24 protein-coding genes are annotated in these 26,985 nt (G+C 61.1%); 12 read left to right on the forward strand and 12 right to left on the reverse strand.

Features of this window, described 5'->3' with window-relative positions; translation table 11 throughout:
- Nucleotides 1–25: 25 nt before the first annotated feature.
- Both Q8X48_RS10160 and Q8X48_RS10165 read right to left on the reverse strand, forming a co-directional pair.
- The gene (locus Q8X48_RS10160; RefSeq protein WP_126049616.1) at nt 26–439 is read right to left on the reverse strand and encodes a DUF4398 domain-containing protein; all 414 of its coding nucleotides are present in this window, start codon (nt 437–439) and stop codon (nt 26–28) included.
- Nucleotides 440–754: 315 nt separating this feature from the next.
- The gene (locus tag Q8X48_RS10165) at nt 755–1,099 is read right to left on the reverse strand and encodes a hypothetical protein (protein WP_015093732.1); all 345 of its coding nucleotides are present in this window, start codon (nt 1,097–1,099) and stop codon (nt 755–757) included.
- A 201-nt stretch (nt 1,100–1,300) separates the two neighbouring features.
- Between Q8X48_RS10165 and ppc the strand changes: the two genes are divergently transcribed.
- The 6 genes from ppc (at nt 1,301) to Q8X48_RS10195 (ending at nt 7,966) form a co-directional block, all read left to right on the forward strand.
- Nucleotides 1,301–3,931 carry a phosphoenolpyruvate carboxylase gene (gene ppc / locus Q8X48_RS10170; protein ID WP_126049618.1) on the forward strand — a complete coding sequence of 877 codons (2,631 nt, stop codon included), beginning with the start codon at nt 1,301–1,303 and terminating at the stop codon, nt 3,929–3,931.
- A gap of 287 nt (nt 3,932–4,218) precedes the next feature.
- A complete protein-coding gene (gene adk / locus Q8X48_RS10175) occupies nt 4,219–4,866 on the forward strand; it encodes an adenylate kinase (protein WP_015093734.1) in 648 nt (215 codons plus the stop codon).
- Nucleotides 4,867–4,960: 94 nt separating this feature from the next.
- Nucleotides 4,961–5,635 carry a tRNA (adenosine(37)-N6)-threonylcarbamoyltransferase complex dimerization subunit type 1 TsaB gene (tsaB, locus tag Q8X48_RS10180; RefSeq protein ID WP_407800643.1) on the forward strand — a complete coding sequence of 225 codons (675 nt, stop codon included), beginning with the start codon at nt 4,961–4,963 and terminating at the stop codon, nt 5,633–5,635.
- 308 nt (nt 5,636–5,943) lie between these two features.
- Complete coding sequence (locus tag Q8X48_RS10185) at nt 5,944–6,249, forward strand: hypothetical protein (protein WP_407800644.1); 306 nt, start codon at nt 5,944–5,946, stop codon at nt 6,247–6,249.
- On the forward strand, nt 6,249–7,109 hold the full coding sequence (locus Q8X48_RS10190) for a DUF72 domain-containing protein (RefSeq protein WP_407800645.1): 861 nt from the start codon (nt 6,249–6,251) through the stop codon (nt 7,107–7,109). The genes Q8X48_RS10185 and Q8X48_RS10190 overlap by 1 nt, the downstream gene beginning before the upstream one ends.
- 35 nt (nt 7,110–7,144) lie before the next feature.
- Complete coding sequence (locus Q8X48_RS10195) at nt 7,145–7,966, forward strand: isocitrate lyase/PEP mutase family protein (RefSeq protein ID WP_407800646.1); 822 nt, start codon at nt 7,145–7,147, stop codon at nt 7,964–7,966.
- A gap of 3 nt (nt 7,967–7,969) precedes the next feature.
- Here the strand turns inward: Q8X48_RS10195 and Q8X48_RS10200 are convergent, their stop codons facing one another.
- A complete protein-coding gene (locus tag Q8X48_RS10200) occupies nt 7,970–8,590 on the reverse strand; it encodes an energy transducer TonB (protein WP_126049628.1) in 621 nt (206 codons plus the stop codon).
- A 93-nt stretch (nt 8,591–8,683) separates the two neighbouring features.
- Here Q8X48_RS10200 and Q8X48_RS10205 point away from each other — a divergent pair, with 93 nt between their 5' ends.
- Nucleotides 8,684–9,466 carry a class I SAM-dependent methyltransferase gene (locus tag Q8X48_RS10205; protein WP_007995774.1) on the forward strand — a complete coding sequence of 261 codons (783 nt, stop codon included), beginning with the start codon at nt 8,684–8,686 and terminating at the stop codon, nt 9,464–9,466.
- Nucleotides 9,467–9,604: 138 nt separating this feature from the next.
- Here the strand turns inward: Q8X48_RS10205 and Q8X48_RS10210 are convergent, their stop codons facing one another.
- Nucleotides 9,605–10,243: a TetR/AcrR family transcriptional regulator gene (locus tag Q8X48_RS10210; RefSeq protein ID WP_217837355.1), complete on the reverse strand. Its 639-nt coding sequence runs from the start codon at nt 10,241–10,243 to the stop codon at nt 9,605–9,607.
- Nucleotides 10,244–10,336: 93 nt separating this feature from the next.
- On the opposite strand from Q8X48_RS10210, the gene Q8X48_RS10215 reads away from it, so the two are divergent.
- From Q8X48_RS10215 to Q8X48_RS10225, 3 genes are all read left to right on the forward strand, one after another.
- Nucleotides 10,337–11,437: an efflux RND transporter periplasmic adaptor subunit gene (locus Q8X48_RS10215; protein WP_407800647.1), complete on the forward strand. Its 1,101-nt coding sequence runs from the start codon at nt 10,337–10,339 to the stop codon at nt 11,435–11,437.
- Between the two features lie 6 nt (nt 11,438–11,443).
- Nucleotides 11,444–14,509 (forward strand): efflux RND transporter permease subunit, encoded by a 3,066-nt coding sequence (locus tag Q8X48_RS10220; RefSeq protein WP_407800648.1) that lies wholly within the window; start codon nt 11,444–11,446, stop codon nt 14,507–14,509.
- 1,020 nt (nt 14,510–15,529) lie between these two features.
- Nucleotides 15,530–15,811 carry a DUF6124 family protein gene (locus Q8X48_RS10225; RefSeq protein ID WP_218486295.1) on the forward strand — a complete coding sequence of 94 codons (282 nt, stop codon included), beginning with the start codon at nt 15,530–15,532 and terminating at the stop codon, nt 15,809–15,811.
- Between the two features lie 66 nt (nt 15,812–15,877).
- On the opposite strand, the gene Q8X48_RS10230 is transcribed toward Q8X48_RS10225, so the two are convergent.
- The 4 genes from Q8X48_RS10230 to plsB form a co-directional block, all read right to left on the reverse strand.
- On the reverse strand, nt 15,878–16,567 hold the full coding sequence (locus Q8X48_RS10230; RefSeq protein WP_407800649.1) for a DUF4197 domain-containing protein: 690 nt from the start codon (nt 16,565–16,567) through the stop codon (nt 15,878–15,880).
- A gap of 29 nt (nt 16,568–16,596) precedes the next feature.
- A complete protein-coding gene (locus tag Q8X48_RS10235) occupies nt 16,597–16,995 on the reverse strand; it encodes a YbaY family lipoprotein (RefSeq protein ID WP_407800650.1) in 399 nt (132 codons plus the stop codon).
- 99 nt (nt 16,996–17,094) lie between these two features.
- Complete coding sequence (locus tag Q8X48_RS10240; RefSeq protein ID WP_217837360.1) at nt 17,095–17,436, reverse strand: YbaY family lipoprotein; 342 nt, start codon at nt 17,434–17,436, stop codon at nt 17,095–17,097.
- A gap of 169 nt (nt 17,437–17,605) precedes the next feature.
- A complete protein-coding gene (gene plsB, locus Q8X48_RS10245; RefSeq protein ID WP_407800651.1) occupies nt 17,606–20,098 on the reverse strand; it encodes a glycerol-3-phosphate 1-O-acyltransferase PlsB in 2,493 nt (830 codons plus the stop codon).
- Nucleotides 20,099–20,334: 236 nt separating this feature from the next.
- On the opposite strand from plsB, the gene Q8X48_RS10250 reads away from it, so the two are divergent.
- On the forward strand, nt 20,335–20,544 hold the full coding sequence (locus tag Q8X48_RS10250) for a cold shock domain-containing protein (RefSeq protein ID WP_007954750.1): 210 nt from the start codon (nt 20,335–20,337) through the stop codon (nt 20,542–20,544).
- A gap of 146 nt (nt 20,545–20,690) precedes the next feature.
- On the opposite strand, the gene Q8X48_RS10255 is transcribed toward Q8X48_RS10250, so the two are convergent.
- From Q8X48_RS10255 to Q8X48_RS10270, 4 genes are all read right to left on the reverse strand, one after another.
- Nucleotides 20,691–21,068 carry a hypothetical protein gene (locus Q8X48_RS10255; RefSeq protein WP_007978418.1) on the reverse strand — a complete coding sequence of 126 codons (378 nt, stop codon included), beginning with the start codon at nt 21,066–21,068 and terminating at the stop codon, nt 20,691–20,693.
- An 84-nt stretch (nt 21,069–21,152) separates the two neighbouring features.
- Nucleotides 21,153–21,962, reverse strand: coding sequence for a putative RNA methyltransferase (locus Q8X48_RS10260; RefSeq protein WP_407800652.1), 810 nt, complete (start codon nt 21,960–21,962; stop codon nt 21,153–21,155).
- On the reverse strand, nt 21,962–23,113 hold the full coding sequence (gene dapE, locus Q8X48_RS10265; protein ID WP_407800653.1) for a succinyl-diaminopimelate desuccinylase: 1,152 nt from the start codon (nt 23,111–23,113) through the stop codon (nt 21,962–21,964). The genes Q8X48_RS10260 and dapE overlap by 1 nt, the downstream gene beginning before the upstream one ends.
- A 237-nt stretch (nt 23,114–23,350) precedes the next feature.
- A complete protein-coding gene (locus Q8X48_RS10270) occupies nt 23,351–25,942 on the reverse strand; it encodes a glycosyltransferase (RefSeq protein ID WP_407800654.1) in 2,592 nt (863 codons plus the stop codon).
- A 209-nt stretch (nt 25,943–26,151) separates the two neighbouring features.
- Here Q8X48_RS10270 and tcdA point away from each other — a divergent pair, with 209 nt between their 5' ends.
- A complete protein-coding gene (tcdA, locus tag Q8X48_RS10275; RefSeq protein ID WP_015093753.1) occupies nt 26,152–26,970 on the forward strand; it encodes a tRNA cyclic N6-threonylcarbamoyladenosine(37) synthase TcdA in 819 nt (272 codons plus the stop codon).
- The last annotated feature ends 15 nt before the right edge of the window (nt 26,971–26,985 follow it).

The following is a 26,985-nucleotide window of genomic DNA, read 5'->3' on the forward strand; positions in this document are numbered from 1 at the left end:
TGGGAATGCGTGGGGGCCGCGCCGCTTACTGAACGGTGCGCTGGCTTTCCTGACGCAATTCCTGAACGCCTTTCTGCGCGTCCTTCACGGATTGTTCGGCCTTCATCGCCTGGGCCTTGCGCTCTGCGACACGAGCGTCCCACTCGGCCTGTTCGGCGAGCATCCGGGCCTGGTCATATTTTTTGTCGTGCATGGCGATTTCGGCTTGCTTGAGCTTGTCCTGGGCCGACTTCATTTCCACAGCGGCGAACTCGGTGCCGCCGGCGCTCACGGCGTCGTTGACGGCCGATTGGGTGACCGCGTACTGCTCGGTTGGCGGGTTACCGGCGCAACCGGACAGGATCAGGCTGCTGCCGAGGGCAAGCGCCGCCAGCTGGAGGCCGCGCGAATGAGTAAACGAGGATGTGCCGGTTCGGGTTTTCATGGTCTTCAACTCCATTGGGCTAACTCCTGAAAAGCGTTGAATCCATCCTGGGCAGGGCGCTGAAGCCATCAATTGCGGGGTGTTTTGAAACGCTCGTCCCAGGCGTGGTTACTTGGGTTGACCCGAGGCGTTTTTTGAAAGTTCAGAGAATTTAGCCAGCTATCGAAAAAACTTTGACCGAGTCGACAGGGCTCTAAATCGCATAGTTGCAGGAACGAGCCTGCTCGCGATGGACTTCACTACGCCGCGTTTACTCAGTCATCACGCGGTTTCGTTAACGATCATCGCGAGCAGGCTCGCTCCCACACAGGGACGCGTGCGGGCAAGGAATCAGTGTTTCTGTTTGTCGTCAGGCACCGACATATCGTGCAGATGCCGGCGGGACAGTGCCAGAAAACGCGGGGTCGGCCCGATGTCTTCGTACAGCGGATCACCTTCTTCGTCAGTGGCGACCACGGTCGAGCCCTTGACGTATGGGAAGCTTCTTTCCAGCTCTTCGAGCGCGGCGCCGATCAGATCGCCGAGCAGTTCTTCGGGATGCCGCTTGGGGTACATCTCGACGAGCGCGGCCAGCCGTGCGGCAGACTCCACATCCAGATGAATCGAGTAGCCGGTGTCGGTCAGGCGACCCTTGGCGTTTTCTTCCCAGTGGTGGGCAAGCTCGCGGATTTTCATAGTGACCTCATGGCGCGACCGCTCGTGGCAGGCAGGGTGAGTGTCCGGTGTTGGCCGGCGACAACCGTTGTACGGCTTATCTTCAGACTAGCTTCAACAGGCAAGGTTTGAAGGCCCTTCGTCGTCTTGCTTGTAAGAACCTGTCTGGGGCGGCACTCTCTAGGTTCCAAGCCGCCCGGATTTTTTGCTGGAGACCTGCTGATGACCGATATTGATGCACGCTTGCGCGAGGACGTTCACCTGTTGGGTGAGCTGTTGGGCAACACCATTCGTGAACAATATGGCGACGGTTTTCTCGACAAGATCGAGCAGATCCGCAAGGGCGCCAAGGCGGACCGGCGCGGCTCCATGGACGCCGAGCTCAGCGCCAGCCTCAACCAGTTGACCGAAGATGAACTGTTGCCGGTAGCGCGGGCGTTCAATCAGTTTCTCAACCTGGCCAATATCGCCGAGCAATACCAGTTGATTCACCGTCGGGAGGAGTCTCAACAGGCGCCGTTCGAAGCCCGGGTGTTGCCCGAATTGCTCGCTCGCCTGCGTGCCGAGGGTCATGGTGCCGAAGCACTGGCCCGGCAATTGGGGCGACTGGAGATTGAGCTGGTGCTGACCGCGCACCCGACTGAAGTCGCGCGTCGCACGCTGATCCAGAAGTACGACGCCATCGCCGCGCAACTGGCGGCTCAGGATCACCGCGACCTGACCAGTGCCGAACGCGAGCAGATAAAAACCACCTTGCAGCGCCTGATCGCCGAAGCCTGGCACACCGAGGAAATCCGCCGCACGCGTCCGACACCGGTGGACGAAGCCAAGTGGGGTTTCGCGGTGATCGAGCATTCGCTGTGGCAGGCCATTCCCAATTATCTGCGCAAGGCCGACCAGGCCCTGCACGCCGCTACCGGCCTGCACTTGCCACTGGAGGCGGCGCCGATTCGCTTTGCCTCGTGGATGGGCGGCGACCGCGACGGCAACCCCAATGTGACGGCGGCGGTTACCCGAGAGGTTTTACTGTTGGCGCGCTGGATGGCGGCTGATCTGTACCTGCGCGATGTCGATCACCTGGCGGCTGAGCTGTCGATGCAGCAGGCCAGCGATGAATTGAAGGCCAAGGCGGGTGACAGCGCCGAACCTTACCGGGCCGTGCTCAAACAGCTGCGCGAACGCTTGCGGGCGACGCGCAACTGGGCGCACACCTCGTTGGCGACGCCCACGCCGGCACCGGCCGACGTGCTGCAAGACAACCGCGAACTGCTCGACCCGCTGGAGCTGTGCTACCACTCGCTGCACGAGTGCGGCATGGGCGTGATCGCCGACGGGCCGTTGCTCGACTGCCTGCGTCGGGCGGTGACCTTCGGACTGTTCCTGGTTCGTCTGGATGTGCGCCAGGACTCGTCGCGACACAGCGCCGCCATGACCGAAATCACCGACTACCTCGGCCTGGGGCGCTACGAGGACTGGAGCGAGGAAGAGCGCATCGCCTTCCTGATGCGCGAACTGAATAACCGCCGGCCGTTGTTGCCGGCGTACTTCAAGCCCTCTGCCGATACCGCCGAGGTGCTGGCGACCTGCCGGGAAATTGCCGCTGCACCGGGGGCGTCCCTTGGTTCCTATGTGATCTCGATGGCCGGTGCCGCTTCCGATGTGCTGGCTGTGCAATTGTTGCTCAAGGAATCCGGCGTGCTGCGGCCGATGCGCGTGGTGCCGCTGTTCGAAACCCTGGCGGATCTCGACAACGCCGGCCCGGTGATCGAGAAACTGCTGCTGTTGCCGGGCTATCGCTCGCGTCTGCAAGGGCCGCAGGAAGTGATGATCGGCTATTCCGATTCGGCCAAGGACGCCGGCACCACCGCGGCGGCCTGGGCGCAGTACCGGGCGCAGGAACGACTGGTGGATATCTGCCGCGAACAACAAGTGGAGTTGCTGCTGTTCCACGGTCGCGGCGGCACCGTGGGGCGTGGCGGCGGACCGGCCCACGCGGCGATTCTGTCGCAGCCGCCGGGTTCGGTGGCGGGGCGGTTCCGCACCACCGAACAGGGTGAAATGATTCGATTCAAATTCGGCCTGCCGGACATCGCCGAGCAAAACCTCAACCTGTACTTGGCCGCCGTGCTTGAGGCGACCTTGCTGCCGCCGCCACCACCGACGCCCGAGTGGCGCCATTTGATGGACGAACTGGCCGCAGACGGTGTCAGCGCTTACCGCGCCGTGGTGCGGGAAAATCCGCAGTTCGTGGAGTATTTCCGCCAGTCCACGCCGGAACAGGAACTCGGTCGTTTGCCCCTGGGCAGTCGCCCGGCCAAGCGCCGGGCCGGGGGGATCGAAAGCCTGCGGGCGATTCCGTGGATCTTCGGCTGGACCCAGACGCGGCTGATGCTGCCGGCCTGGCTGGGTTGGGAAGCCGCCCTGAGCAAGGCGCTGGAGCGTGGTGAAGGTGAACTGCTGGGGCAGATGCGTGAGCAATGGCCGTTCTTCCGCACCCGCATCGATATGCTGGAGATGGTCCTGGCCAAGGCGGATGCCGACATTGCCCGGTCCTATGACGAGCGTCTGGTGGAGCCGAATCTGTTGCCATTGGGGGCGCACTTACGCGACCTATTGTCGCAGGCGTGCTCCATCGTTCTCGGCCTGACCGGGCAGTCGCAGCTGCTGGCACATAGCCCAGCGACCCTTGAATTCATCCGCTTGCGCAACACCTACCTCGACCCGCTTCATCTATTGCAGGCCGAGTTGCTGGCCCGTTCACGATTGCAGGATGTAGCGCAGGACAGCCCGGTAGAACAGGCCCTGCTGGTGTCTGTCGCGGGGATTGCCGCCGGTTTGCGTAACACCGGCTAAGGTTTTTGCCGCAGGGTCAGGCATCCGGCAGGTGAGGCGGATGCCGCCGCAGGACGGGTTGAAAAGTGCTGTCAGGCGACAGTTAATGTTGGGGTTGCGACTTGGGGAACCGTGCGCAATGGTCGCAGGAGGCAGCGGTTTCTCCGACTTTTGGCGTCTTGTGTGGGCGCAGCCTGCTGTGTATCTTGATCAGCCTTTGGCCGTTTGGGCGGCCACGACCCTTTTTTGAGATTGGCCCCACGAGGCGAATCTGACGTTATCCATATAAAAAATTGAGGAGCACATCGATGCGCGTCATTCTGCTGGGAGCTCCCGGGGCCGGTAAAGGTACTCAGGCTAAGTTCATCACCGAAAAATTCGGCATTCCGCAAATCTCCACCGGCGACATGCTGCGTGCAGCGGTCAAGGCCGGCACCGAGCTGGGCATCAAGGCCAAGAGCATCATGGATGCCGGTGGCCTGGTGTCCGATGACCTGATCATCGCACTGGTCAAGGACCGCATCGCCCAGTCCGACTGCGCCAACGGTTTCCTGTTCGACGGCTTCCCGCGCACCATTCCCCAGGCTGAAGCCCTGGTGACTGCCGGTGTCGAGCTGGACGCAGTGGTTGAAATCGCCGTCGAAGACGAAGAAATCGTCCAGCGTATCGCCGGTCGTCGTGTTCACGAGGCCAGCGGCCGCGTGTACCACATCGTCTACAACCCGCCGAAAATCGCCGGCAAGGACGACATCACCGGTGAAGAGCTGGTACAGCGCAAGGACGACACCGAAGAAACCGTGCGTCATCGCCTGTCGGTCTACCACTCCCAGACCAAGCCGCTGGTGGATTTCTACCAGAAGCTGTCGGCCGCCAATGGCAAGCCGCAGTACAGCCACATCGAAGGCGTCGGTTCGGTTGAAGCGATCACCGCCAAGGTGCTTGAAGCCCTGAGCTGAAAAGTCTGAATCGCTTCATCTTCCACGGCCCGCTTGCGGGCCGTAGTTGTTTATACTGACGCACTTTTTCTGACCTCTTGTTACGGATACATCGATGAGCACCTTGCTGGCCCTGGACACCGCGACTGAAGCTTGCTCCGTTGCCTTGCTGCATGACGGCAAGGTCACGAGCCATTACGAGGTGATCCCGCGCCTGCACGCGCAGAAGCTGTTGCCGATGATCAAGCAATTGCTGGCCAATGCTGGCACCACCCTGCAAGCGGTCGATGCCATTGCGTTCGGTCGTGGCCCGGGAGCCTTCACCGGTGTGCGCATCGCCATCGGCGTGGTGCAAGGCCTGGCGTTTGCCCTGGATCGCCCGGTGCTGCCGGTGTCGAACCTGGCCGTGCTGGCGCAACGTGCATTGCGCGAACACGGCGCCACTCAGGTCGCTGCTGCCATCGATGCGCGCATGGATGAAGTGTATTGGGGTTGCTACCGCGAAACGGCCGGGGAGATGCGCCTGGTGGGCGCCGAAGCGGTACTGCCGCCGGAGTCCGCGGCATTGCCGGCCGATGTCGGCGGCGAGTGGTTCGGCGCCGGCACTGGTTGGGGTTATGGCGAGCGTATCGCCGTCAACCTGACTGGGCAGGACGCAGGCATGCTGCCTCACGCTGAAGATTTGCTGACCCTGGCGCGGTTCGCCTGGGAACGTGGTGAGGCGATCGTGGCCGACGAGGCGCAGCCGGTTTATCTGCGCGACAAAGTGGCGACGCCCAAGGCGCGTTGATTCACCCGATTTTGTGGCACGGGAGCTTTTGTGGCGAGGGGGCTTGCCCCCGTTGGGCTGCGAAGCAGCCCTGAACCCGACGCCCGAGTTTTATCCGACATGCCACATTGAATGGATTTACGACTGCTGCGCAGCCGAACGGGGGCAAGCCCCCTCGCCACAGTAAGCATTTCGGACGCAGCCAATCGTCATTTTCTAACCCCGGCTTTTAAACCTTTTGCCTTTTATGTGTTCTAGTTATCACTCGGCGGTTTGCGAAGTGGGGTTTGCGCCACTAAACTGCCATCACTGATTCCGAGTATGCACGTATGCGTATCGACGGCGTTTCCTCTCAGTCCTACCCCATCAAGCGCAAGCCACGCAAAGACCGTGTGGTGGAAGACGACGCCATTGATATCGAAGGCGAGCTGGAATTCCCGACTGAAGAGCAACTGGCTGCCCGCGCCGCCAAAGCCTCTGCGCAAAAACTGAGCAATCTTCCCGCCCGTCAGCAAGACATGATTTACCACCGTGCCATGAGCAAAAGCGTGGCGACGGCGCTGGCCAGCTACCTGAGTACCGCCGGTTTCGTCGATTGGGAGACGGATGTGTTGGGTCTCGACCTGTACATCTGATGTTGCTGCCGTATTACCTCGGTTGCCCGTCCTGGAGCGAGAACGCCTGGCGCGATTACCTGTATCCGCCGCACGCCAGACCCGCCGAGTTTCTTGATCTCTATTGCCAGGTATTCAATGCCGTAGAAGGCAACACGACCTTCTACGCCAGCCCTGCTGCCAGCACCGTGCAGCGTTGGGCCCAAACCATGCCGCAGCACTTTCGCTTTACCGCCAAGTTTCCCGGCGAGATCAGCCACGGTGGCGATTTGCGCGAACAGCTGACCGCCGCCGAAACCTTCCTGCAATTGCTCACTCCGCTGGGTGATCGGGTGTCGCCATTGTGGTTGCAGCTGTCGAAAAACTTCACGCCCCAACGCTTGCCCGAGCTGGCCGGATTTATCGATTCCCTGCAACGCCCGTTGGCCGTTGAAGTACGCCATGGTGATTTCTTCACCAAGGGTGACAGCGAGCGGATGCTCAATCGTCTGCTGCTGGATCGCGGTGTTGAACGCATCTGTCTTGATCCCCGCGCGTTGTTCAGTTGCACATCGACCGAGCCGTCAGTGCTTCACGCTCAATCGAAGAAGCCCCGGGTGCCTCCGCGTCCGGCAGCGTTCACGCAGTGTCCGCAGGTGCGTTTTATCGGCCATCCGGTGCTTGAGGCCAACGATCCGTTCCTGGAGCCCTGGGCCGAGAAAATCGCGCTGTGGATCGAAGAAGGACGCACGCCGTATATCTTCCTGCACACCGCCGACAACCTGCTGGCGGCGAAACTGGCGCAGCGTTTTCACGCCAGGCTGATGCGGCGTCTGCCTGGCTTGCCGGCGCTGCCTGAGCTATACAGAGAACCCGCCGCCGAGCAACTTGATCTGCTCTGAGGCGGATTCCTTCCCCCTCTTCAGGAGCCTGCCCCATGGATGCGCAACCCCTTCGAGCCCAGGCGTTCAAAGCCCTTCACGAACGCTCCGGCGCTTTTGTGATTCCCAATCCGTGGGATGCGGGTTCAGCGAAGATGCTCGCCAGCCTCGGCTTCGAGGCGCTGGCGACCACCAGTGCCGGTTATGCCTTTTCCCAGGGTCGTGCCGATGGCGGCTTGAGCCTCGACGATACCCTGATGAACGTTCAGGCGATTGTCGCCGCCACTGACTTGCCGGTTGCCGTGGACCTGGAAAACGGCTTTGCCGACAACCCGGCCGACTGCGCGAAAAGCATTTTGCGCGCGGCAGAGGCAGGAGCCGTTGGAGGTTCTATTGAAGACGCCACCGGTCGCGAAGAAGGCCCCATCTACTGCTTCGACCACGCGGTGGCGCGCATCGAGGCCTCTGTGGCTGCCGCTCGCAGTTTGCCGTTCCCCTTCACATTGACCGCCCGGGCCGAAAACTTCCTGCACGGCAATCCTGATCTGGCCGACACCATCCGCCGCTTGCAGGCATTCGCCGAGGCCGGTGCCGATGTGCTCTACGCACCCGGTCTGCGCAACGCCGAGGATGTGCTGGCGGTGGTGCGCGCGGTGGCGCCCAAACCGGTGAATGTGTTGATGTCGGGCGGCTTGAAGCTGACGGTCGCGCAGTTGGCTGAAATGGGCGTCAAACGCATCAGCGTCGGTTCGGCGCTGGCGTTGGCGGCCTATGGTGAATTCTTCCGTGCCGCCGAAGAAATCCAGACATCAGGCACGTTCGGCTTCACTTCGCGGTCGATGCCGTACCAGAAGGCCAATCAGTTCTTCAAGGGCTGAGGGTCAGGCGGCGATGCGCAGGTTTTGCAGGATGATCGGGCGCGCCCAACCATTGTCGAAATCCAGTTGTTTCTGCTGTTCGATCCGTTCTTCCGGGGAGAACGGCGGGAACGGCTTGTCGAGCAGATCCAAGTCGAATTCGGCAATCGGCAGGTGCAGCGGACGTGGTTGCGGGGCAGGGCTGGCTTGCGGCAGTGGCTGACCGGCGTTGAGCACGATCGGGCGAACCCAGCCGCTGTCGAAGTCCTGGTGTTTTTGCTGGGCGACGATTTCATCTGCCGGGAACGGTGGGAATGGCTTGTCGGCCAGGTCCATTTCGAATTCGGCAATGGGCAGGAACAGAGGTTCTGGCGGGCGGACCTGGGTCTCTTTGACGTCGCACTCACGCTGGGAAACGATGTGTTCCAGCAGCTCGCTGCCAACGGTCGGCTCGACCGGGCTTTCGAGATCGACCGGTGGGAAATTCAGTGATTCAGGCAGCACATCACCCGACTGATCGGCCAGCGCACGGGCAAAGAAATCCTGCCAGATGTGACTGACACCGCTCAGTGCCTGGGTGTTTCGCAGGTTGTAATTGCCGTAGGGCGATATAAAACCTGTGATTGTGGGTTGAATGTCTGACATTTCTCTCGGTCGACGCTCAGCTCTGGCAAAATGCTCGATAGTTTTGTTATCGGCAGTTTTTGCCGATCATTAATTTTTTGAGCGTGTTTTCCGATGATTGATCAACCCGCGGCCTGCCGCATCCATGTCCAGGCCCTGGACGCGGCTTTCGAGCCACAAGCCGAGCAATGGGCCGAGCGCCTGGGCTTGCCGATGCAAGTGGCGGACGGCGAATTTGCCTTGCAGGTGGGTGACCAGGGTTTGCAGTTGCAACAGCTGGGGCCGGACGCGCCGGGGCCGGTGCGGGTGGACTTCGTCGAGGGCGGTGCGGCCCATCGCCGTCTGTACGGCGGCGGCAGCGGGCAGATGATCGCCAAGGCTGTTGGCGTCGCCCAGGGCGTGCGCCCGCGGGTACTGGATGCCACGGCAGGGCTGGGCAAGGACGCGTTCGTGCTGGCCAGCCTCGGTTGCGAGATGAGTCTCATCGAGCGTCAGCCGCTGATTGGCGCCTTGCTGGAAGATGGTCTGGCCCGTGGCGCGGAAGACTTCGACGTGGCGCCGATCGTGGCGCGCATGCGGCTGCTCAAGGGCAACTCGATCGAGGTGATGCGCAATTGGGAGGGTGAACCGCCACAGGTGATCTACCTGGACCCGATGTTCCCGCACCGTGAGAAAACCGCGCTGGTGAAGAAGGAAATGCGCCTGTTCCGGCCGCTGGTGGGCGATGACCCGGATGCGCCGGCCTTGCTCGAAGCGGCGTTGGCCCTGGCCAGCCACCGGGTAGTGGTCAAGCGCCCGCGCAAGGCGCCGTGCATCGACGGGCCGAAGCCGAGCCATGCGCTGGATGGTAAGTCCAGTCGGTACGATATTTATCCGAAGAAAGCGCTCAAGCCTTAAGACCGAGTCGCCTTCATCGCGGGCAAGCCACGCTCCCACAGGTTTTGTGCCGGGTTCAAAATTCGAGTACACCTCGGACCCTGTGGGAGCGGGCTTGCCCGCGAAGGCGTCGGTACAGTCAACGCAATGCTGTCAGGCTCACTGAGGCCGATAAGCCCGCATAAACAACCCCACCACTTCCCGCACATGGCTCTCCGCGGCCTCGCCGACCGGCGGCTCGCCGCAGCCATACAGCAAGCGGAAATTCCCGGCGCCCTTGAGCAGGCAAAAGAAGTGCTCGGCGGCGTTGTGCGGCTTGTCGATGCTCAGCACGCCACTTTCGTCGATCCGTCTCAGCAAGCGTTCCATGCCATGCAGCATGCGCTCCGGGCCCGCCTCAAAGAAGATTTGCGCGAGTTTCGGGTCCTGGCTGCCCAAGGTCATCATCAGTCGGTGCAGGTTCACTGATTCGTCACTGTTGATCAGCTGATGAAAGCCGCGCGCGATATTCAGCAGCACGGTTTCCACTGCCACGCCTTCAGGCAATTCGAAGAACAGCGGGGGCAACTGCTCCTCGCACTTGGCCACCACGGCGGCGGAGAACAGCGTCTCCTTGTCGTTGAAGTGGCTGTAGACCGTCAGCTTCGACACACCGGCCTCGGCTGCGACGGCATCCATGCTGGTATTGGCATAACCCTTACTCAGAAACAGCACTTTTGCCGCATCGAGAATGGCCTGGCGTTTCACCAGATCCTTGGGTCTGCCTGGGCCATTGGGTGCTGAAAGATTGTTTGGCATATTCGCTTTTATTACTGGACTGGTGAGTTTGCTATTAATAACATACTGCTCAGTATAATTATTCAAAGCACCATTAGCGAAAGGTCCTTCACCATGTTCCGCTATGCCTTGCCCCTCGCGTTGCCAGTCACCCTGGCTTTTTTATTGTCAGCGTGTGGCTCCGACGAAGTGCCGCCAGTCGGCGTGCGCCCGGCCATGGTGGTTCAGCCAGAGCCTTCGGCACAGGCCATGGAAAGTTATCCAGGTGAAGTCCGCGCGCGTTATGAGCCGGACCTGGCGTTCCGCATTGGCGGTAAAGTCAGCCGACGACTGGTCGAGGAAGGGCAGCGGGTCAAGGCCGATCAACCTTTGGCCGAGCTCGATCCTCAGGACGTGCGCCTGCAACTGGAGGCCACCCGGGCTCAGGTCGCTGCAGCTGAAGCCAATCTGAGCATGGTGCGTGCCGAGCGTGATCGCTACAAAACCCTGATGGAGCGTCAGTTGGTCAGCCGCTCGCAGTACGACAATCACGAAAACCTCTACCGCTCCGGTGAAGCGCGCCTCAAGCAAATCAAGGCCGAATACAACGTTTCCAATAACCAGGCCAGCTACGCCGTGCTGCGTGCGCCGCAGGACGGCGTCGTGGCCAAGCGTCTTGTGGAAGTCGGGCAAGTCGTGGCCGCGGGGCAAACGGTGTTCACACTGGCGACCGATGGCGAGCGTGAAGTCTTGATCAGCCTGCCGGAACAGAACTTCGGCCGCTTCAAGGTCGGTGAACCGGTGGCGGTGGAACTCTGGACCCAGCCCGGCCAGCGTTTCGAGGGGCGCATCCGTGAGCTGTCGCCGGCGGCTGATCCAAAGTCCCGCACCTTCGCGGCGCGCATCGCCTTCACCTCCGGCAAGGTGCCGGTGGAGCTGGGCCAGAGCGCCCGGGTGTTCGTGCAGGCCGCCGACGTGGTGCCTCTGTCCGTTCCACTGTCGGCGTTGACCGCAGAAAACGGCGTGACCTATGTCTGGGTCGTCAGCGCCAACAACACCTTGAAGAAAACCCCGGTGCGAGTGGGTGCCTTCGGTGAGAAAACCGTACCGGTGCTCGAGGGGCTCAACGCCAGTGACTGGGTCGTGGCCGCCGGTGTCCATGTGCTTCTCGAAGGGCAGCAGGTGCGCCCGGTGGATCGCTCCAATCGCGTGGTCAATCTGGCGGACAAGGAGTAAGCCCCGATGCGCTTCAACCTTTCCGAATGGGCGCTGCGTAATCGCCAGATCGTACTGTTCCTGATGCTGTTGCTGGCCATCGTCGGCGCACTTTCCTACACCAAGCTTGGCCAGAGTGAAGACCCGCCGTTCACCTTCAAGGCCATGGTGATTCGCACCAACTGGCCGGGCGCGACCGCCGAGGAAGTTTCGCGCCAGGTCACCGAACGCATCGAAAAAAAGCTGATGGAAACCGGCGAGTACGAGCGCATTGTTTCGTTCTCGCGGCCCGGGGAATCCCAGGTCACCTTCATTGCGCGTGATTCCATGCACTCCAATGAGATCCCGGAGCTCTGGTATCAGGTGCGCAAGAAAATCAGCGACATCCGTCATACCCTGCCGCCGGGGATTCAGGGGCCGTTCTTCAACGATGAATTCGGTACCACGTTCGGCAACATCTACGCCTTGACCGGCGAGGGCTTCGACTACGCCGTGCTCAAGGATTACGCCGACCGCATCCAGATCCAGCTGCAACGGGTCAAGGATGTGGGCAAGGTTGAACTGCTGGGGTTGCAGGACGAGAAAATCTGGATCGAGCTGTCCAACGTCAAGCTCGCCACCCTCGGCTTGCCGCTGGCGGCCGTCCAGCAAGCCCTTGAAGAACAGAACGCGGTGTCCACGGCAGGTTTCTTCGAAACCAGCAGCGAGCGATTGCAGCTACGGGTGACGGGGAATTTCCAGACGGTCGACGAGATCAAGAACTTCCCGATCCGCGTCGGTGATCGCACCTTCCGCATCTCCGATGTAGCCGATGTGCGGCGTGGTTTCAATGATCCGCCGGCGCCGCGCATGCGCTTCATGGCGCAAGACGCCATCGGCCTGGCGGTGGCGATGAAGGACGGCGGTGACATTCTGGTGCTGGGCAAGGCACTGGAAGTCGAATTCGCCCGCATCCAGAAAAACCTCCCGGCCGGTATGGAGCTGCGCAAAGTCTCCGACCAGCCGGCGGCGGTGAAAACCGGGGTTGGCGAGTTCGTGCAAGTGCTGGTCGAGGCGCTGGCCATCGTGTTGCTGGTGAGCTTCTTCTCCCTCGGCGTGCGCACCGGCATGGTGGTGGCCCTGGCGATTCCGCTGGTGCTGGCGATGACGTTTGCCAGCATGTATTACCTGGGCATCGGCCTGCACAAGATCTCCCTCGGCGCGCTGGTACTGGCGCTGGGCTTGCTGGTGGACGACGCGATCATCGCCGTGGAAATGATGGCGATCAAAATGGAGCAGGGGTTCGACCGGGTCAAAGCGGCGAGTTATGCCTGGACCAGTACCGCGTTCCCGATGCTCACCGGTACGCTGATCACCGCGGCTGGCTTCCTGCCGGTTGCCACGGCGCAATCGGGCACTGGCGAATACACCCGTTCGATCTTCGAGGTGGTCACCATCGCGCTGTTGGCGTCGTGGGTGGCCGCGGTGGTTTTCGTACCGTATCTCGGGGAAAAACTCCTGCCGGACCTGGCAAAAATTCACGCCGCCAAGCACGGTGCCGGCCAACCCGATCCCTATGGCACGCCGTTCTACCAGCGCGTCCGGCGTCTGGTGGAGTGGTGCGTGCGCTGGCGCAAAACCGTGATCGCCGCGACCGTGGTGTTGTTCATCGCTTCCATCGTGCTGTTCAAGTTTGTACCGCAGCAGTTCTTCCCGGCATCGGGTCGCCTCGAGTTGATGGTCGACCTGAAACTGGCCGAAGGTGCTTCGCTGAGCAACACCGCCGACGAGGTCAAACGCCTCGAAGCGCTGCTCAAGGACAAGGCGGGGATCGACAATTACGTGGCCTACGTCGGCACCGGTTCGCCGCGTTTCTACCTGCCGCTGGATCAGCAACTGCCGGCGGCGAGCTTTGCCCAGTTTGTCGTCCTGGCGAAAACCATCGAAGAACGGGAAGCCCTGCGCACCTGGTTGATCTCAACCCTCAACGAGCAATTCCCCGCTCTGCGCTCGCGGGTCACGCGTCTGGAAAACGGTCCGCCGGTTGGCTACCCGGTACAGTTCCGCGTGACCGGGGAGCACATCGAGGAGGTGCGGGCGCTTGCGCGCAAAGTCGCGGCCAAGGTTCGCGAGAACCCGCATGTGGTCAACGTCCACCTCGATTGGGAAGAACCGAGCAAGGTGGTGTACCTGAACATCGATCAGGACCGCGCGCGGGCGCTGGGCGTGAGCACGGCGAACCTGTCGAGGTTCCTGCAAAGTTCTCTCACCGGTTCCAGCGTCAGCCAATACCGTGAAGACAACGAGTTGATCGAGATCCTGTTACGCGGCACCTTGCATGAACGCACCGAGCTGTCATTGCTGCCGAGCCTGGCGGTGCCGACCGATAACGGTCGCAGCGTCGCGCTGTCGCAAATCGCGACCCTGGAGTACGGCTTCGAAGAGGGCATCATCTGGCACCGCAACCGCCAGCCTAACGTGACGGTTCGCGCTGACATCTATGACAAGCAGCAACCGGCGACACTGGTGCAGCAGATCATGCCGACCCTCGATCCGATCCGCGCCGAACTGCCCGACGGTTACTTGCTCGATGTCGGTGGCACGGTGGAAGACTCGGCGCGCGGACAGAACTCGGTGAAGGCCGGCGTGCCGTTGTTCATCGTGGTGGTGTTGACCTTGCTGATGCTGCAGCTACGAAGTTTTTCGCGCACGGCGATGGTGTTCCTGACGGCGCCGCTGGGGTTGATCGGGGTGACGCTTTTTCTGTTGGTATTTCGCCAGCCGTTCGGTTTCGTGGCGATGCTGGGGACTATCGCCTTGTCGGGGATGATCATGCGTAACTCGGTGATTCTGGTGGATCAGATCGAGCAGGACATTGCTGCCGGGTTGAAGCCTTGGCAGGCGATCATCGAGGCCACGGTGCGGCGGTTCCGGCCGATTGTGTTGACGGCGCTGGCGGCTGTTCTGGCGATGATTCCGTTGTCGCGCAGTGTGTTCTTTGGGCCGATGGCGGTGGCGATCATGGGGGGGTTGATTGTTGCTACGGCGTTGACGCTGCTGTTTTTGCCTGCGCTTTATGCGGCTTGGTTTCGGGTCAGGAAGGAGTCCGTTTGATCGGGGGCATATCCGTTTCTTCGGTAACGGCTACTTATGGTTTCGCCCTTACGGCGACTCCCTTTTTTACAAGCGCCTAAAAAAGGAAGCAAAAAACGCTCGCCCCTTACGTACGGCCCCTCGCTGAGGCTCGGGGTTCCTTCGCTCCGGCATTCATCCGGGGGCATTGCCCTCCGGTCGGCTTCGCTTCGACCTACATGCAATGAGTTCGACTGCGTCGAACGGCGCTGCGCGCCCATCCCCGGATGAACACCTCCGCTCAGCCTGCCGAGGGGGCGGGTGGATCAAGATCAAGAGCGGCAGGCGAGCTAACGCTCGGCCTGTTGAGTGGTGAAGAGCGTGGGGGTACACCGATCGTCCTTTGCACTTCTGTGGGAGCGAGCCTGCTCGCGAAGACGGCCTGACAGCCGACCAATTTCTTTCAGATGTACTCGGTCAAATTGTGGGAGCGGGCTTGCTCGCGAAGACGGCCTGCCAGCCAACCAATTTCTTTCAGGTGTTCCCGGCCCAACTGTGGGAGCGAGCCTGCTCGCGAAGGCGACCTGACAGCCGACCAATTTCTTTCAGATGTACTCGGTCAAATTGTGGGAGCGGGCTTGCCCGCGAAGACGGCCTGCCAGCCAACCAATTTCTTTCAGGTGTCCCCGGCCCAACTGTGGGAGCGAGCTTGCTCGCGATGGCTGCCCAACAGTCAACAACGTTTATCGCCCAAGCCAACCATTCAGACCATTCCCACAAGACTTTCAGGTTGCCTGTCGGAAGCACGCTCACTAGCCTCTGACGGTCGCTGCCAATTCAGCGACCGGGACTGCAAGCCCGCCAATAGTTTGTTAGGCGCCCACTGGCGCACCTATAATCATGGCGCTTTTTTAGCGACCACCGATTTATGGTGGCTGTGTGCGGGAGATCTTCGGGTCTGCCGGGTTTGCCTAACAACTCGGTCTTGCAGACCCGCATACAGCTGCCACCCATCATCTGCAAGTGATGCTGGCTGCTCCAACTTTCGTTAGGAGCTTCACAATGATCAAACCCAGCCCCAACCCCCCGGCTCCAGAGTCCGGAGAAAATGCCGGCACTTCAAACCGCCCCTGCCCAATTTTCACCATCCACCCAGGCGTCGACTCCGAAACCTTGCTGGTCCATGCCTACGAAACCCTCGCCTCAGCCAACGTAATGGCAACCGAGTTGTCGTCCATCCTGACCGGCCCAACCTGCAATCTGACACTCGGCATTCAGCAGATGATTGTCTTGGCGCAGCTATCGGTGAATCGCGTGCTGGATCAATTGGATTCGCCTCGATAGCACAACGAAAAAACCCGCTGAACCTTTGAAGGTCAGCGGGCTTCGGTTGTTGCCGTCAGCTAAAGGTTACAAGGTCCCAAACACTTTCTTCGCCAAACTGGTCGCCGCCGCCGCCGGGTTCTGGCGGATGGTTTCTTCCTGTTTGCCGATCATTTCGAACAAGCCATTCAACGCCTGTTCGGTGACGTAGTTTTCGACGTTGGCATTCTTCGCGTCCAATACGCCCATGGTCGCCGCTTGCCCTGCGAACGAATTGTACTGCTGGGCCAGGCCCACCTTGTCGGTGGCTTGTTTGACGATCGGCAGGAACTTGGCGCGGATCTGCTCGCGGCTGGTCTTGTTCAGGTATTGGGTGGCCGAGTTGTTGCCGCCGCTGAGGATGCCCTTGGCGTCTTCCACGGTCATTTTCTTCACGGCATCGACGAGGATTGGCTGGGCCTGGGTCACGGCGGTTTCGGCCGCTTTGTTCATGCTGGCTTCCAGTTCATCGACCTGGTCACCCATGCCGAACTGTTTCATTTTGCTGGCGACCTTGCCCAGTTTGCCCGGCAGTTCGATTTTTACTTCCGGGTTGTTGCTGAAACCGCCCGGGGTGCCGAGTTGTTTCACGGCCAGTTGCGCGCCTTGGGTGAGTGCGTCCTTGAGCCCGCCGGTGGCGTCTTTCTGCGACAGGTCGCTGAGGGACAGCGCCAGGGCGTTGGCACAGATCATCAAACCTGCGCACAGGCCGGCAAAACGAAGGGTAGGGCGGAGCATGGCAGCTTCCTTGTTCAGAAAAGAGAGAGTTAGCGAACGGCGTCGACGCGGATTTTCAGCGGTTGCGGGTCCTTGCCATCAAGACGCACGGCATGGTGTTCGGTGGTGATGAACATCAGCTTTCCGTCGACTTCGATGCGCGCGCTGACTGAATAGCGATGGCCGGGTTTGACCTGTGCCGGATCGTAGCTCAGATGAAACGGCAGTGGCACCTGGCCTTTGACCGGGCCGTTCTGTTCGTCGAGGACAATGGCCGGTGCGTCGGCCAGAGACACGTCCTGCAAGCTCACGTTCAGGGTAGCGGTGGGCGGCAGGGCACTGCGTTGCAGGTAAAAGACTTCGCCGTCGAGGCTGGCTTTCGGGGCAGGTTGCAGGGATTGGCAGGCGCCGAGCAAAACCGTAAGCCCGAGGAGAGAGAGTTTTTTCATGAAGCGGATCCTTGTCATCGGCGCCCGAAGAAGACCGGCGCCAACGACAATTTAACGGATTTTACCGAGGATATCGCCCAGCATGCCTCGGGGGTGTTCTCAGACAAGCTGGACCAGCACTTCCTGTTCCTTTACATGATCGACACCCAGTTCCACCGGGTGATGTTGAGTGGAGATGAAGTACAGATGGTCCTCGTGGGTGATGCGCGCGCTGATTGCATAGCGATGGCCGGGCAGGACATCAGCAAGCTTGTACGTCAGGTTGAAGTTCAGCCCGGCTTTTTCTGCGTTGGTAATGATCTGTGCGGCCAGCTCTTTTGCTGCGACATCTTGCAGACTGTCATCCTCCAGACGGACATGAAGAGTCGAGTTACGCGGCAGCGCCATCTTTACCGCGTAACTCACTTTGCCACTAATGGTCTTTACGGTTTCGTTGCTCATATTGATTTCCTTATCAATTGATCGTCGGTAGTGACGAGCGCCCAGCATAGGGTCGAGATAGCGATTTCTATGTAGGGGGATTCCTGCGGATAGGGGCAAAGTTGGAGTGACGTGAGTCAGAAGCGTCCTTGCTTCAGCCATAAAACCCACGCGCAGTGATCTGAGTGATTCAGACTGGCGTCACCAATTCCGCCGCATCTTCACTGCGATGCAACGCCACCTGCCGGATCGACAAGCGGATCTCCGCCGGCAACACCCGTTTGGCCGCGCCTTCAGCCAGTTCGCCGAGCAGTTCGTGGTAGCTCAACTTGCCCGCTTCGTCGCGCTTGAGCACTTCGAGGTCGAGCAGGGTCTGGATGAAGTGGCGGAACAGGCTCTTGTCGAAGAATTCCGGGGCGTTCAGGCCATGCAGGATCGACAGGCGCTGGGCCATGACCGTGCACAGGTCTTCCAGTTCTTCGGCGCTGATGCTGTTCTGGCCGCTGTTGAGCAGCAGGGACACGGTCATGTAGAAACGCTGCAGGGTCTGGGCGATGCTTTTCGACAGCAGCGTCAGCAACACGAAATGCCGTGAGCTTGGCGCCGGGCGCAGGTACACATCGTTCTCGACGCGCAGCAGGCCTTGCTCGACGAACGCCTCCAGCCATTGATCAATCACCGCATCCAGTTCGTCCAGCGACCAGCGAATGAACAGCTCCGCTTGCAGGTACGGGTACAGCGCGCGGGTGTAGCGCAGGATCTGTTCGCGACTCATGCGCGAGGCACTCTGGAAGAAGCTCGCCAGCAGTGCCGGCAGGGCGAAGATGTGCAATACGTTGTTGCGGTAGTAGGTCATCAGGACGGCGTTCTGTTCGTCCAGATACAGAATCTTGCCCAGGGCATCGCTCTGCTCGGACAGCAGGTCCATGTCCTTCACGTGCTCGATCAGCGCCCGGCCGTCACCTTCCGGCAGGGTGGTGTGTGGCGAGTACGGCACCTTGCGCAGCAGCGCCAGATACAGGTCGAGCACCCGTGCCATGGCGCGGTCGTCCAGGGCCAGGCGGCTGGTGGACAGCAGAGCCAGGGCGACGAGGTTGACCGGGTTGATCGCTGCCGCTTCGTTCAGATGCCGCGCGACCTTCTCGCCGAGGCGGTTGGTGGTCTCGTTGAGCCAGGCGGGTCTGAACTGCGGGCCGAGTTCCTGCTGGCGCCAGTCCGGCTGTTCGTTGTCGAGAAATTCCGCGAGTTTGATCGGCTCGCCGAAGTTCACCGCGACCTGGCCGAAGCGCTGCTTGAGTGCGCCGATGACTTTGAAGATGTCGAAGATCGATTCTTTCTTCTTGGCCGCACCGCGTAACTCGCCAAGATAGGTCCGGCCTTCCAGTACGCGCTCGTAGCCGATGTACACCGGCACGAAGACAATGGGCATGCGCGACGAACGCAGGAAGCTGCGCAGGGTGATCGCCAGCATCCCGGTCTTCGGTTGCAGCATGCGCCCGGTGCGCGAACGGCCACCCTCGACGAAATACTCCACCGGGAAGCCCTTGGTGAACAGGGTGTGCAGGTATTCGTTGAAGACCGAGGTGTACAGCGGGTTGCCCTTGAACGTGCGGCGCATGAAGAACGCGCCGCCACGGCGCAGCAGGCCGCCGATTACCGGCATGTTCAGGTTGATCCCGGCGGCGATGTGCGGCGGGGTCAGGCCGTTGCGGAACAGCAGGTAGGACAGCAGCAGATAATCGATATGGCTGCGGTGGCAGGGTACGTAGATCACTTCGTGACCCTGGGCGACCTTCTGCACGCCTTCGATGTGGTTGACCCTGATGCCGTCGTAGATCTTGTTCCAGAACCAGCTCAGCACCACTTCCATAAAACGGATGGCCGTGTAGGTGTAGTCCGAGGCGATTTCGTTGCCATAGCGCAGGGCCTGGGCCTTGGCTTTTTCCGGTGAAATGTTCTCGCGTTCGGCTTCGTCGAGGATCGCCTGTTTGACCTGCGGCTGGTTCAGCAGGCCCTTGACCAGGTTGCGACGGTGGGAAATGTCCGGGCCGATCACCGCCGCCTTCAGGTTGCGAAAGTGTACCCGCAGGATGCGCTGGGCCATGCGCACGGTGCGCTCGTGGCCCTTGTTGTGTTCGATCAGTTCGCGCAGGTGGATCGGCGCGGAGAACTGCACGCGGGTCTTGCGGCCCAACACGATGATGCTCAACAAGCGACGCAGGCGCCCGGTCACCGCCCAGCTATCGGCGAACAGGAGTTTCCACGGGCTGTTTTCGCTGTCCGGCGACTGACCCCAGAACACGCTGACCGGAATGATCTGCGCGTCTTCGGCAGCGTTCTGGCTCAGGGCGCTGACCAGGCGGGTCAAAGTTGGCGGCGCGCCGCGCTTGTCCTGGCGGCCGAGCCAGTCCGGGTCCGGTGTCAGGTAGAAGAACGCGGTCGGTTCCAGCAGGTTGCCCACCGATACCGGCAGCACGGGGCGCGGCAGGCCGGCCTTGCTGCACTCGGTATCGACCACGGCAAGGTCGGTCAGCGAAGGGTTTTGCAGGACGTAGAACACCGGACGACTGCGGTCGAGGTTGAGGGTGAACGACGACTGGTTGATCGTCTCCGAGCGAACCCAGAGGTACAGCAGTCGACGCAGGGTGCCAAACACAAGACGGCGGAACGGGGAACGGGTCATACGGCTTCTGCGTGAGTGAATGAAACCAAGCGTTTGCTCGGGCGCTGCGTAGTGTGCCGGATTCGTCGAAAATCGGCAAAAAAGCGGCGAAGTAAACTGCTATTGAGAGTTTCAGCGTCTGTCATATACTCGGCGCTCTGTCGCCGTTGCCCTCATGGGACCGGTATGCGCAGGCTGACGTTCCCGAGGCTTTCCTGCGAAAAGCCCGATCAATAATAAAAAGGGAGTATGAACAAATGGCAACACGCGAAACCGGCAACGTGAAGTGGTTCAACGACGCCAAGGGCTACGGCTTCATTCAGCGCGAGGACGGGGTGGACGTGTTCGTGCACTACCGCGCGATTCGTGGCGAGGGGCACCGCTCACTGACCGAAGGCCAGCAGGTTGAATATGCGGTGGTCGAAGGGCAGAAGGGGTTGCAGGCTGAGGATGTGGTGGGTCTGTAAACCGGATCTTCAGTTCACTCAAAAACCACTGTAGGAGCGAGCTTGCTCGCGAAGAACTCAAGGACGCCGCGCATACTCGGAGTTGGCGCGTTATCGTTGAAGACCATCGCGAGCAAGCTCGCTCCTACAGGGGCGGTGTTCAGGCTTTAAGCCGTTTTCCAGGTGATCTCTTCTTCACCATCGGCGCTGATGCGAATCCAGCGGTCCGCCGTCTCTTCACCTTCTTCCTCGACCCAGGTGCCCGGCGCGCAACGCACTTCGACGTTCAGCGCGGCAAACGCGGCGCGGGCGCAGGCGATGTCGTCGTCCCATGGGGTCTGGTCGCTTTCCAGGTACAGGCTGTTCCACTTGCCGACCGCTTTTGGCAGCCAGGTCACCGGCACATTGCCGGCCTTGCACTTGTAGGTCTGGCCCTTCTGCACCCAATCCGAACACGGGCCAAGTGCCGCGCCTAGCCAGGCGGCAATGGCTTTGTGATCGACGTCGGCGTCTTTCAGGTAAATCTCGATATCGGGCTGGCGCATGGATGTCCTCACTGCGGGTCTGAAAAATCCATTCGCGGATTTAGCCGGCCTTGAGCCGTTGCCCAAGACCAAAAATGTTTGAAGTTATTGAAGAACGAAATAATCGTAGCGCATCGACACGGTGACCTCGAACGGCTCGGCCTGCTCGATAACGGCAGCACGGCGTTCGGCACTGGCGCGCCAGCCGTGAGGTGTCATCGCCAGCAGGTTCGCCCGGTCCTGACCACTGTGGAGCGTCAGTTTGAATTCCAGGGTTTCGCTGTGCGCCAGCGCCATGCCTTCCGGCACCAGGTCCAGGTGCTTGTCGTCGATGTACTCGCGGACTTCATCGTACAGCCGCTCGCGCAATTCCATCAGGTGGCCGCTGGTCGGCCCGACTTTCATCAGACCGCCGCCGACGCTGAGCAGGCGTTTGGCTTCTTCCCAGTCCAGCGGGCTGAAGACGCTGGCGAGGAACTGGCAACTGCCGGAAGCCAACGGCACCCGCGCCATGCTGGCGATCAACCAGGTGAGCTGCGGGTTGCGTTTGCAGGCGCGTTTGACCGCTTCGCGGGAGATGTCCAGGGCATAACCTTCGGCCTCTGGCAGCGCCTCGGCGATCTGCGCGGTGTAGTAGCCCTCGCCACAACCGATGTCCAGCCAGCGCTGCGGTGCATAGCGGGCGGCCAGCTCTGCCAGACGCCTGGCCACCGGCGCATAGTGCCCGGCATTCAGGAAGTCACGGCGCGCTTCGACCATCGCCTGGTTATCCCCGGGGTCGCGGCTGTTCTTGTGCTGCACCGGCAGCAGGTTCAGGTAACCCTGGCGCGCACGGTCGAACCGATGCCCTGCGGGGCAGACCACACCGTTGTCCACCGCGTTGAGCGGTGCGCTGCAGATTGGGCAGGCAAGCATCAGGCGAGCAACTTGATCAGGGTCTGGTAGTAGATTTCGGTCAGCACATCGAGGTCGGCTGCCAGCACGCGCTCGTTGACCTGGTGGATGGTCGCGTTGACCGGGCCCAGCTCAACCACTTGCGTGCCCATGGTCGCGATGAAGCGCCCGTCGGAGGTACCGCCGCTGGTGGACGCCTTGGTGTCGCGACCGGTGATGTCCTTGATGCTCGACGACACCGCGTCCAGCAGCGCGCCTGGCTCGGTGAGGAACGGCAGGCCGGACAAGGCCCAGTCGACGTGCCAGTCCAGGCCATGCTTGTCGAGGATGTCGGCGACGCGTTTTTGCAGGCCTTCGACCGTGGACTCGGTGGAGAAGCGGAAGTTGAACACCGCCACAAGGTCACCCGGGATCACGTTGGTCGCACCGGTGCCGGAGTTGACGTTGGAGATCTGGAAACTGGTCGGCGGGAAGAAATCGTTGCCGTGGTCCCAATGCTCGGCGGCCAGTTCTGCCAGGGCCGGAGCGGCGAGGTGGATCGGATTCTTTGCCAGGTGCGGGTAAGCCACGTGACCTTGTACACCGCGCACGGTCAGCTTGGCGCCGAGGGAGCCGCGACGGCCGTTCTTGACCACGTCACCCACCAGGGTGGTGCTCGACGGTTCGCCGACGATGCACCAATCCAGACGCTCCTTGCGTGCGGCGAGGCGTTCGACCACTGCCTTGGTGCCGTGGTGCGCCGGGCCTTCTTCATCGCTGGTGATCAGGAACGCGACTTTGCCCTTGTGATGCGGGTAGTCGGCGACAAAACGCTCGGACGCGACGGTCATGGCGGCGAGGCTGCCTTTCATGTCGGCGGCGCCACGGCCGCAGAGCATGCCGTGTTCGTCGATCAGCGCGTTGAACGGTTCGATCTGCCAGGCTGACACCGGGCCGGTCGGGACCACGTCGGTGTGGCCGGCGAAGCACAGCACCGGACCGTCGTCCTGACCGTGGGTGGCCCAGAAGTTATCCACATCTTCGATGCGCATCGGTTCCAGGGTGAAACCGGCATCGCCCAGGCGCTGCATCATCTGCTTCTGGCAATCGGCGTCGACCGGCGTCACGGACGGACGGCGGATCAGGTCGATGGCGAGTTGAAGGGTCGGCGAAAGGTCGGCGTGGGCCGTCATGGAAAACTCCGGAATCATGGAATATGGGCTTGGGGTTGAATGTGGGAGCGAGCCTGCTCGCGAAAGCGGCGCGTCAGTCAACATAAACATTGATTGTGACAACGCATTCGCGAGCAGGCTCGCTCCCACAGGTCTCGGGTCCGGTTGGAAACCGCATGCCGCCAAGCCCCGCAAAATGGCGGTTATCTTAAAGCAAAACGGCGACCATTGGCCGCCGTTTAGTGCATCCGCAAAGATTTAGACGACAGGTGCCGTTTCAGGCTCGGCGGCCGGTTTCGGCAGCGACGACAGGAACGCCATGATCAGCGCCGCCAGATACGGCAGCGACTGCACCAGCAGCATGGTGACCCAGAAGCGCATGTCGTTGCTCGGCATGCCGTTGACCAGATAAATCCCCAGCGCCGCGCTCCACAACAGCAGCATGATGAACAACTCTTCGCGCGCTTCGGAAATCGCTACCCAGAAGCCATGGTTGTCGGCATTTTTCGGTGTGCGGAAGAACGGAATGCTGCTGGTGAAGAAGCCGTACAGCACCGCTTTGGCGATGGTGTGGGACAACGCCAGACCGGCCAGCGCCGCGCAGAAGGCATCCTTCAAGTTCACCCCGACCGCACGACGGTAGAGGAAGATGATCTTGGCGACCTTGAACACGAACAGCGCCAACGGCGGGATTGCGAAGATCAGCAGCGGTGGATCGACCCGTTGCGGCACGATGATCATTGCCGCCGACCACAACAGCGCACCGACGGTGAAGAAGATGTTCATGCCGTCCGCCACCCACGGCAACCAGCCCGCGAGGAAATGGTAGCGCTGGCCGCGGGTCAGCTCGGTGTCCTTGCCGCGCAGCAGGCTGGCGGTGTGGCGCTTGATGATCTGAATCGCTCCGTAGGCCCAGCGGAAACGCTGTTTCTTGAAGTCGATGAAGGTATCGGGCATCAGGCCTTTGCCGTAGCTGGTGTGGTAGTACGCCGCCGACAGGCCTTTCTCGAATACGCGCAGGCCCAGCTCGGCGTCTTCACAGATGCACCAGTCGGCCCAGCCCAGCTCTTCGAGCACTGAGCGGCGGGTCATGGTCATGGTGCCGTGCTGGATGATCGCGTCGCGGTCGTTGCGGGTGACCATGCCGATATGGAAGAAGCCCTTGTATTCCGCGTAGCAGAGCTTCTTGAAGGTGCTTTCGTTCTGGTCGCGGTAGTCCTGCGGCGACTGCACCACGGCGATTTTCGGGTCGGCGAAATGCGGCACCATGTGCTTGAGCCAGTTGCGGTCGACGCAGTAGTCCGAGTCGATCACGGCAATCACTTCGGCGTCCTTGGCGGTGTGCGGAATCAGATAGTTCAGCGCGCCACCCTTGAAGCCGGCCAGCGGTGCCACGTGGAAGAACTTGAAGCGCGGGCCGAGGGTGGCGCAGTAGTCGCGCACCGGTTCCCAGACCGCCGGGTCCTTGGTGTTGTTGTCGATGATCAGGACTTCGAAATCCGGATAGTCGAGGTTGGCCAGGGCGTTGAGGGTCTGTTTGACCATCTCCGGCGGTTCGTTGTAGCAGGGCACGTGAATCGACACTTTCGGGCGGTAGCCGGAATCGCCTTCCACCGGCAGGAACTCGCGGCGGCGCTTGTGCACCCAGACCGCTTCGGCCAGTTCATGGGCTTCGGTCAGCAGCACGATGAACACCCCGAGCGCACCGAGGGCAAGCAGGAAACCCACTGTCAGGCTGAACCAGGTGCTGTACTGCTGGCTGTAGTCGTAGCCGATCCATACCAGCACCGAACCACAGAGGAACGCAATGAAGGTCAGGAAGGTGCGACCACGCTGGCGCAGGGCCGAGCCGTCGATCATCAGCAGGGTCAGCGACAACAGCGCCAATACCACCGAACCGATGGCCAACACGCGCCACTGCGGAATCGCCACCACCGGGCCTTCGAAGTTGAACTTCTGCTGGCGCGCGGCGTTGAATACGCCCCAGTAGGCGCCAACGGAACCTTCGTCGCTGACTTTCCACGGCTGGTCAAACGCTTCGATCACGAAGTAGTTGAAACCCTGGCGATTGAGCTTGTTGACCAGGGTTCGCAGGTAGATCGCCTGGTCTGCTGGCGAAGCATCGGCGCCGCCGCGCATGCGGCCATTGCTCGGCCAGCCCACTTCGGACAGCAGCAGCGGCTTTTTCGGGAACATCTTTTTCAGGTCGCGGGCGCGGTCGAGGACGAACTGTCCGGCCTTGTCCATCGGGATGAATTCCCAGTAAGGCAGGACGTGGGCGGCGATCAGGTCGACGTGCTTGGCCAGTTCCGGGTGTTCTTCCCAGACGTGCCATTGCTCGGACGTGGTCACCGGCACCTTCACGGCGGCGCGGACACGATCAAGCATCACGCTCAGTTCGGCGGCGGTGATTTCCTTGCGGAAGATCGCTTCGTTGCCGACCACCACACGAACCACGCTGCGCGAAGAGTTGGCTATTTCGATGGCGCGGGTAATTTCACGTTCGTTGCGTTCCTGGTCCGGACTGATCCAGATCCCCAGTGTCACCCGCAAACCAAACTCTTCCGCCAGTTTCGGGATGTCTTGCAGGGTGCCATCGACCGAGTAGATGCGGATGTTATCCGTCAGCTTGCTCATGATCTCCAGGTCGCGACGCATTTGATCGTCGGTCGGGTACTGGTCTTTCTGCGGGAACTGGCCCTGCTGGAATGGCGAGTACGAGAAGCCGGAGATCTGTTCAGGCCAGTTGGGGGCGGTGACCGGGCGGTTGATCAGCGCCCAGAAGCCGGTAAACAAGGCCGCGATGGCGAGCACCACGACCAGGTTGAGTCCAAATTTACGCGATGACATAGCTATTTCGGGTTCCAAAGACTGTGGAACGGAGGAACGGTTGGCCGTCGCCAATGGGCGCGCATCCTACACCGGGCATTCTCTGGTCCTGCAGCGGACAGGGAATTGCCGGACGTTGGGCAATCTGAATTCGTTAAAGTTCTTTCTATTTTTCATGTAACTGATTTTGTCTTCATATCGCCATATAATGCCCGCCGGTTTTTGGGGTAATGGTCATGAGTACTGAAGATCCGCGTTTTGCCGGCATTGCTCGTTTGTATGGCATCGAAGGCCTTGAACGCCTGCGCGCAGCCCATGTGGCGATTGTCGGCGTCGGTGGTGTCGGTTCCTGGGCGGCGGAAGCCATGGCCCGTTGTGGCGTGGGCGAGATTTCGCTGTTCGATCTGGACGACGTCTGCGTCAGCAACGCCAACCGTCAGTTGCACGCGCTGGACAGTACCGTCGGCAAACCCAAGGTCGAGGTGATGGCCGAGCGTCTGCGCGGGATCAACCCGGACTGCACGGTGCACGCGGTGCCGGACTTCGTCACCCGCGACACCATGGCCGAGTACATCACGCCGAACATCGACTGCGTGATCGACTGCATCGACAGCGTCAACGCCAAGGCTGCGCTGATCGCCTGGTGCAAGCGTCGCAAGATCCAGATCATCACCACCGGCGGCGCGGGCGGGCAGATCGACCCGACCTTGATTCAGGTCTGCGATCTGAATCGCACGTTCAACGACCCGCTGGCGTCGAAAGTGCGCTCCACGCTGCGCCGCGACTACGGCTTCTCACGCACCGTGACCCGCCATTACAGCGTGCCGTGCGTGTTTTCCACCGAGCAGCTGCGTTATCCGAAACCGGACGGCAGCATTTGCCTGCAGAAGAGTTTTGTCGGTGATGGTGTGAAGCTCGACTGCGCCGGCGGGTTTGGCGCGGTGATGATGGTGACGGCGACCTTCGGCATGGTCGCGGCGACCAAGGCTGTGGACAAGATCGTGGCCGGAGTGCGGCGGCCGGCGGAGCGGGTCAAGCCTCAGATTTAAGTGTTGCTACTGATG

The organism is Pseudomonas sp. QLc11A (assembly GCF_052112305.1).
Classification (GTDB): domain Bacteria; phylum Pseudomonadota; class Gammaproteobacteria; order Pseudomonadales; family Pseudomonadaceae; genus Aquipseudomonas; species Aquipseudomonas laurylsulfatiphila.

Bases quoted from the DNA above. Each gene is read 5' to 3' on its own strand.
- Q8X48_RS10160 (WP_126049616.1), bottom strand. From the start codon at position 439: ATGGAGTTGAAGACCATGAAAACCCGAACCGGCACATCCTCGTTTACT.
- Q8X48_RS10165 (WP_015093732.1), bottom strand. From the start codon at position 1,099: ATGAAAATCCGCGAGCTTGCCCACCACTGGGAAGAAAACGCCAAGGGT.
- ppc (WP_126049618.1), top strand. From the start codon at position 1,301: ATGACCGATATTGATGCACGCTTGCGCGAGGACGTTCACCTGTTGGGT.
- adk (WP_015093734.1), top strand. From the start codon at position 4,219: ATGCGCGTCATTCTGCTGGGAGCTCCCGGGGCCGGTAAAGGTACTCAG.
- tsaB (WP_407800643.1), top strand. From the start codon at position 4,961: ATGAGCACCTTGCTGGCCCTGGACACCGCGACTGAAGCTTGCTCCGTT.
- Q8X48_RS10185 (WP_407800644.1), top strand. From the start codon at position 5,944: ATGCGTATCGACGGCGTTTCCTCTCAGTCCTACCCCATCAAGCGCAAG.
- Q8X48_RS10190 (WP_407800645.1), top strand. From the start codon at position 6,249: ATGTTGCTGCCGTATTACCTCGGTTGCCCGTCCTGGAGCGAGAACGCC.
- Q8X48_RS10195 (WP_407800646.1), top strand. From the start codon at position 7,145: ATGGATGCGCAACCCCTTCGAGCCCAGGCGTTCAAAGCCCTTCACGAA.
- Q8X48_RS10200 (WP_126049628.1), bottom strand. From the start codon at position 8,590: ATGTCAGACATTCAACCCACAATCACAGGTTTTATATCGCCCTACGGC.
- Q8X48_RS10205 (WP_007995774.1), top strand. From the start codon at position 8,684: ATGATTGATCAACCCGCGGCCTGCCGCATCCATGTCCAGGCCCTGGAC.
- Q8X48_RS10210 (WP_217837355.1), bottom strand. From the start codon at position 10,243: ATGCCAAACAATCTTTCAGCACCCAATGGCCCAGGCAGACCCAAGGAT.
- Q8X48_RS10215 (WP_407800647.1), top strand. From the start codon at position 10,337: ATGTTCCGCTATGCCTTGCCCCTCGCGTTGCCAGTCACCCTGGCTTTT.
- Q8X48_RS10220 (WP_407800648.1), top strand. From the start codon at position 11,444: ATGCGCTTCAACCTTTCCGAATGGGCGCTGCGTAATCGCCAGATCGTA.
- Q8X48_RS10225 (WP_218486295.1), top strand. From the start codon at position 15,530: ATGATCAAACCCAGCCCCAACCCCCCGGCTCCAGAGTCCGGAGAAAAT.
- Q8X48_RS10230 (WP_407800649.1), bottom strand. From the start codon at position 16,567: ATGCTCCGCCCTACCCTTCGTTTTGCCGGCCTGTGCGCAGGTTTGATG.
- Q8X48_RS10235 (WP_407800650.1), bottom strand. From the start codon at position 16,995: ATGAAAAAACTCTCTCTCCTCGGGCTTACGGTTTTGCTCGGCGCCTGC.
- Q8X48_RS10240 (WP_217837360.1), bottom strand. From the start codon at position 17,436: ATGAGCAACGAAACCGTAAAGACCATTAGTGGCAAAGTGAGTTACGCG.
- plsB (WP_407800651.1), bottom strand. From the start codon at position 20,098: ATGACCCGTTCCCCGTTCCGCCGTCTTGTGTTTGGCACCCTGCGTCGA.
- Q8X48_RS10250 (WP_007954750.1), top strand. From the start codon at position 20,335: ATGGCAACACGCGAAACCGGCAACGTGAAGTGGTTCAACGACGCCAAG.
- Q8X48_RS10255 (WP_007978418.1), bottom strand. From the start codon at position 21,068: ATGCGCCAGCCCGATATCGAGATTTACCTGAAAGACGCCGACGTCGAT.
- Q8X48_RS10260 (WP_407800652.1), bottom strand. From the start codon at position 21,962: ATGCTTGCCTGCCCAATCTGCAGCGCACCGCTCAACGCGGTGGACAAC.
- dapE (WP_407800653.1), bottom strand. From the start codon at position 23,113: ATGACGGCCCACGCCGACCTTTCGCCGACCCTTCAACTCGCCATCGAC.
- Q8X48_RS10270 (WP_407800654.1), bottom strand. From the start codon at position 25,942: ATGTCATCGCGTAAATTTGGACTCAACCTGGTCGTGGTGCTCGCCATC.
- tcdA (WP_015093753.1), top strand. From the start codon at position 26,152: ATGGTCATGAGTACTGAAGATCCGCGTTTTGCCGGCATTGCTCGTTTG.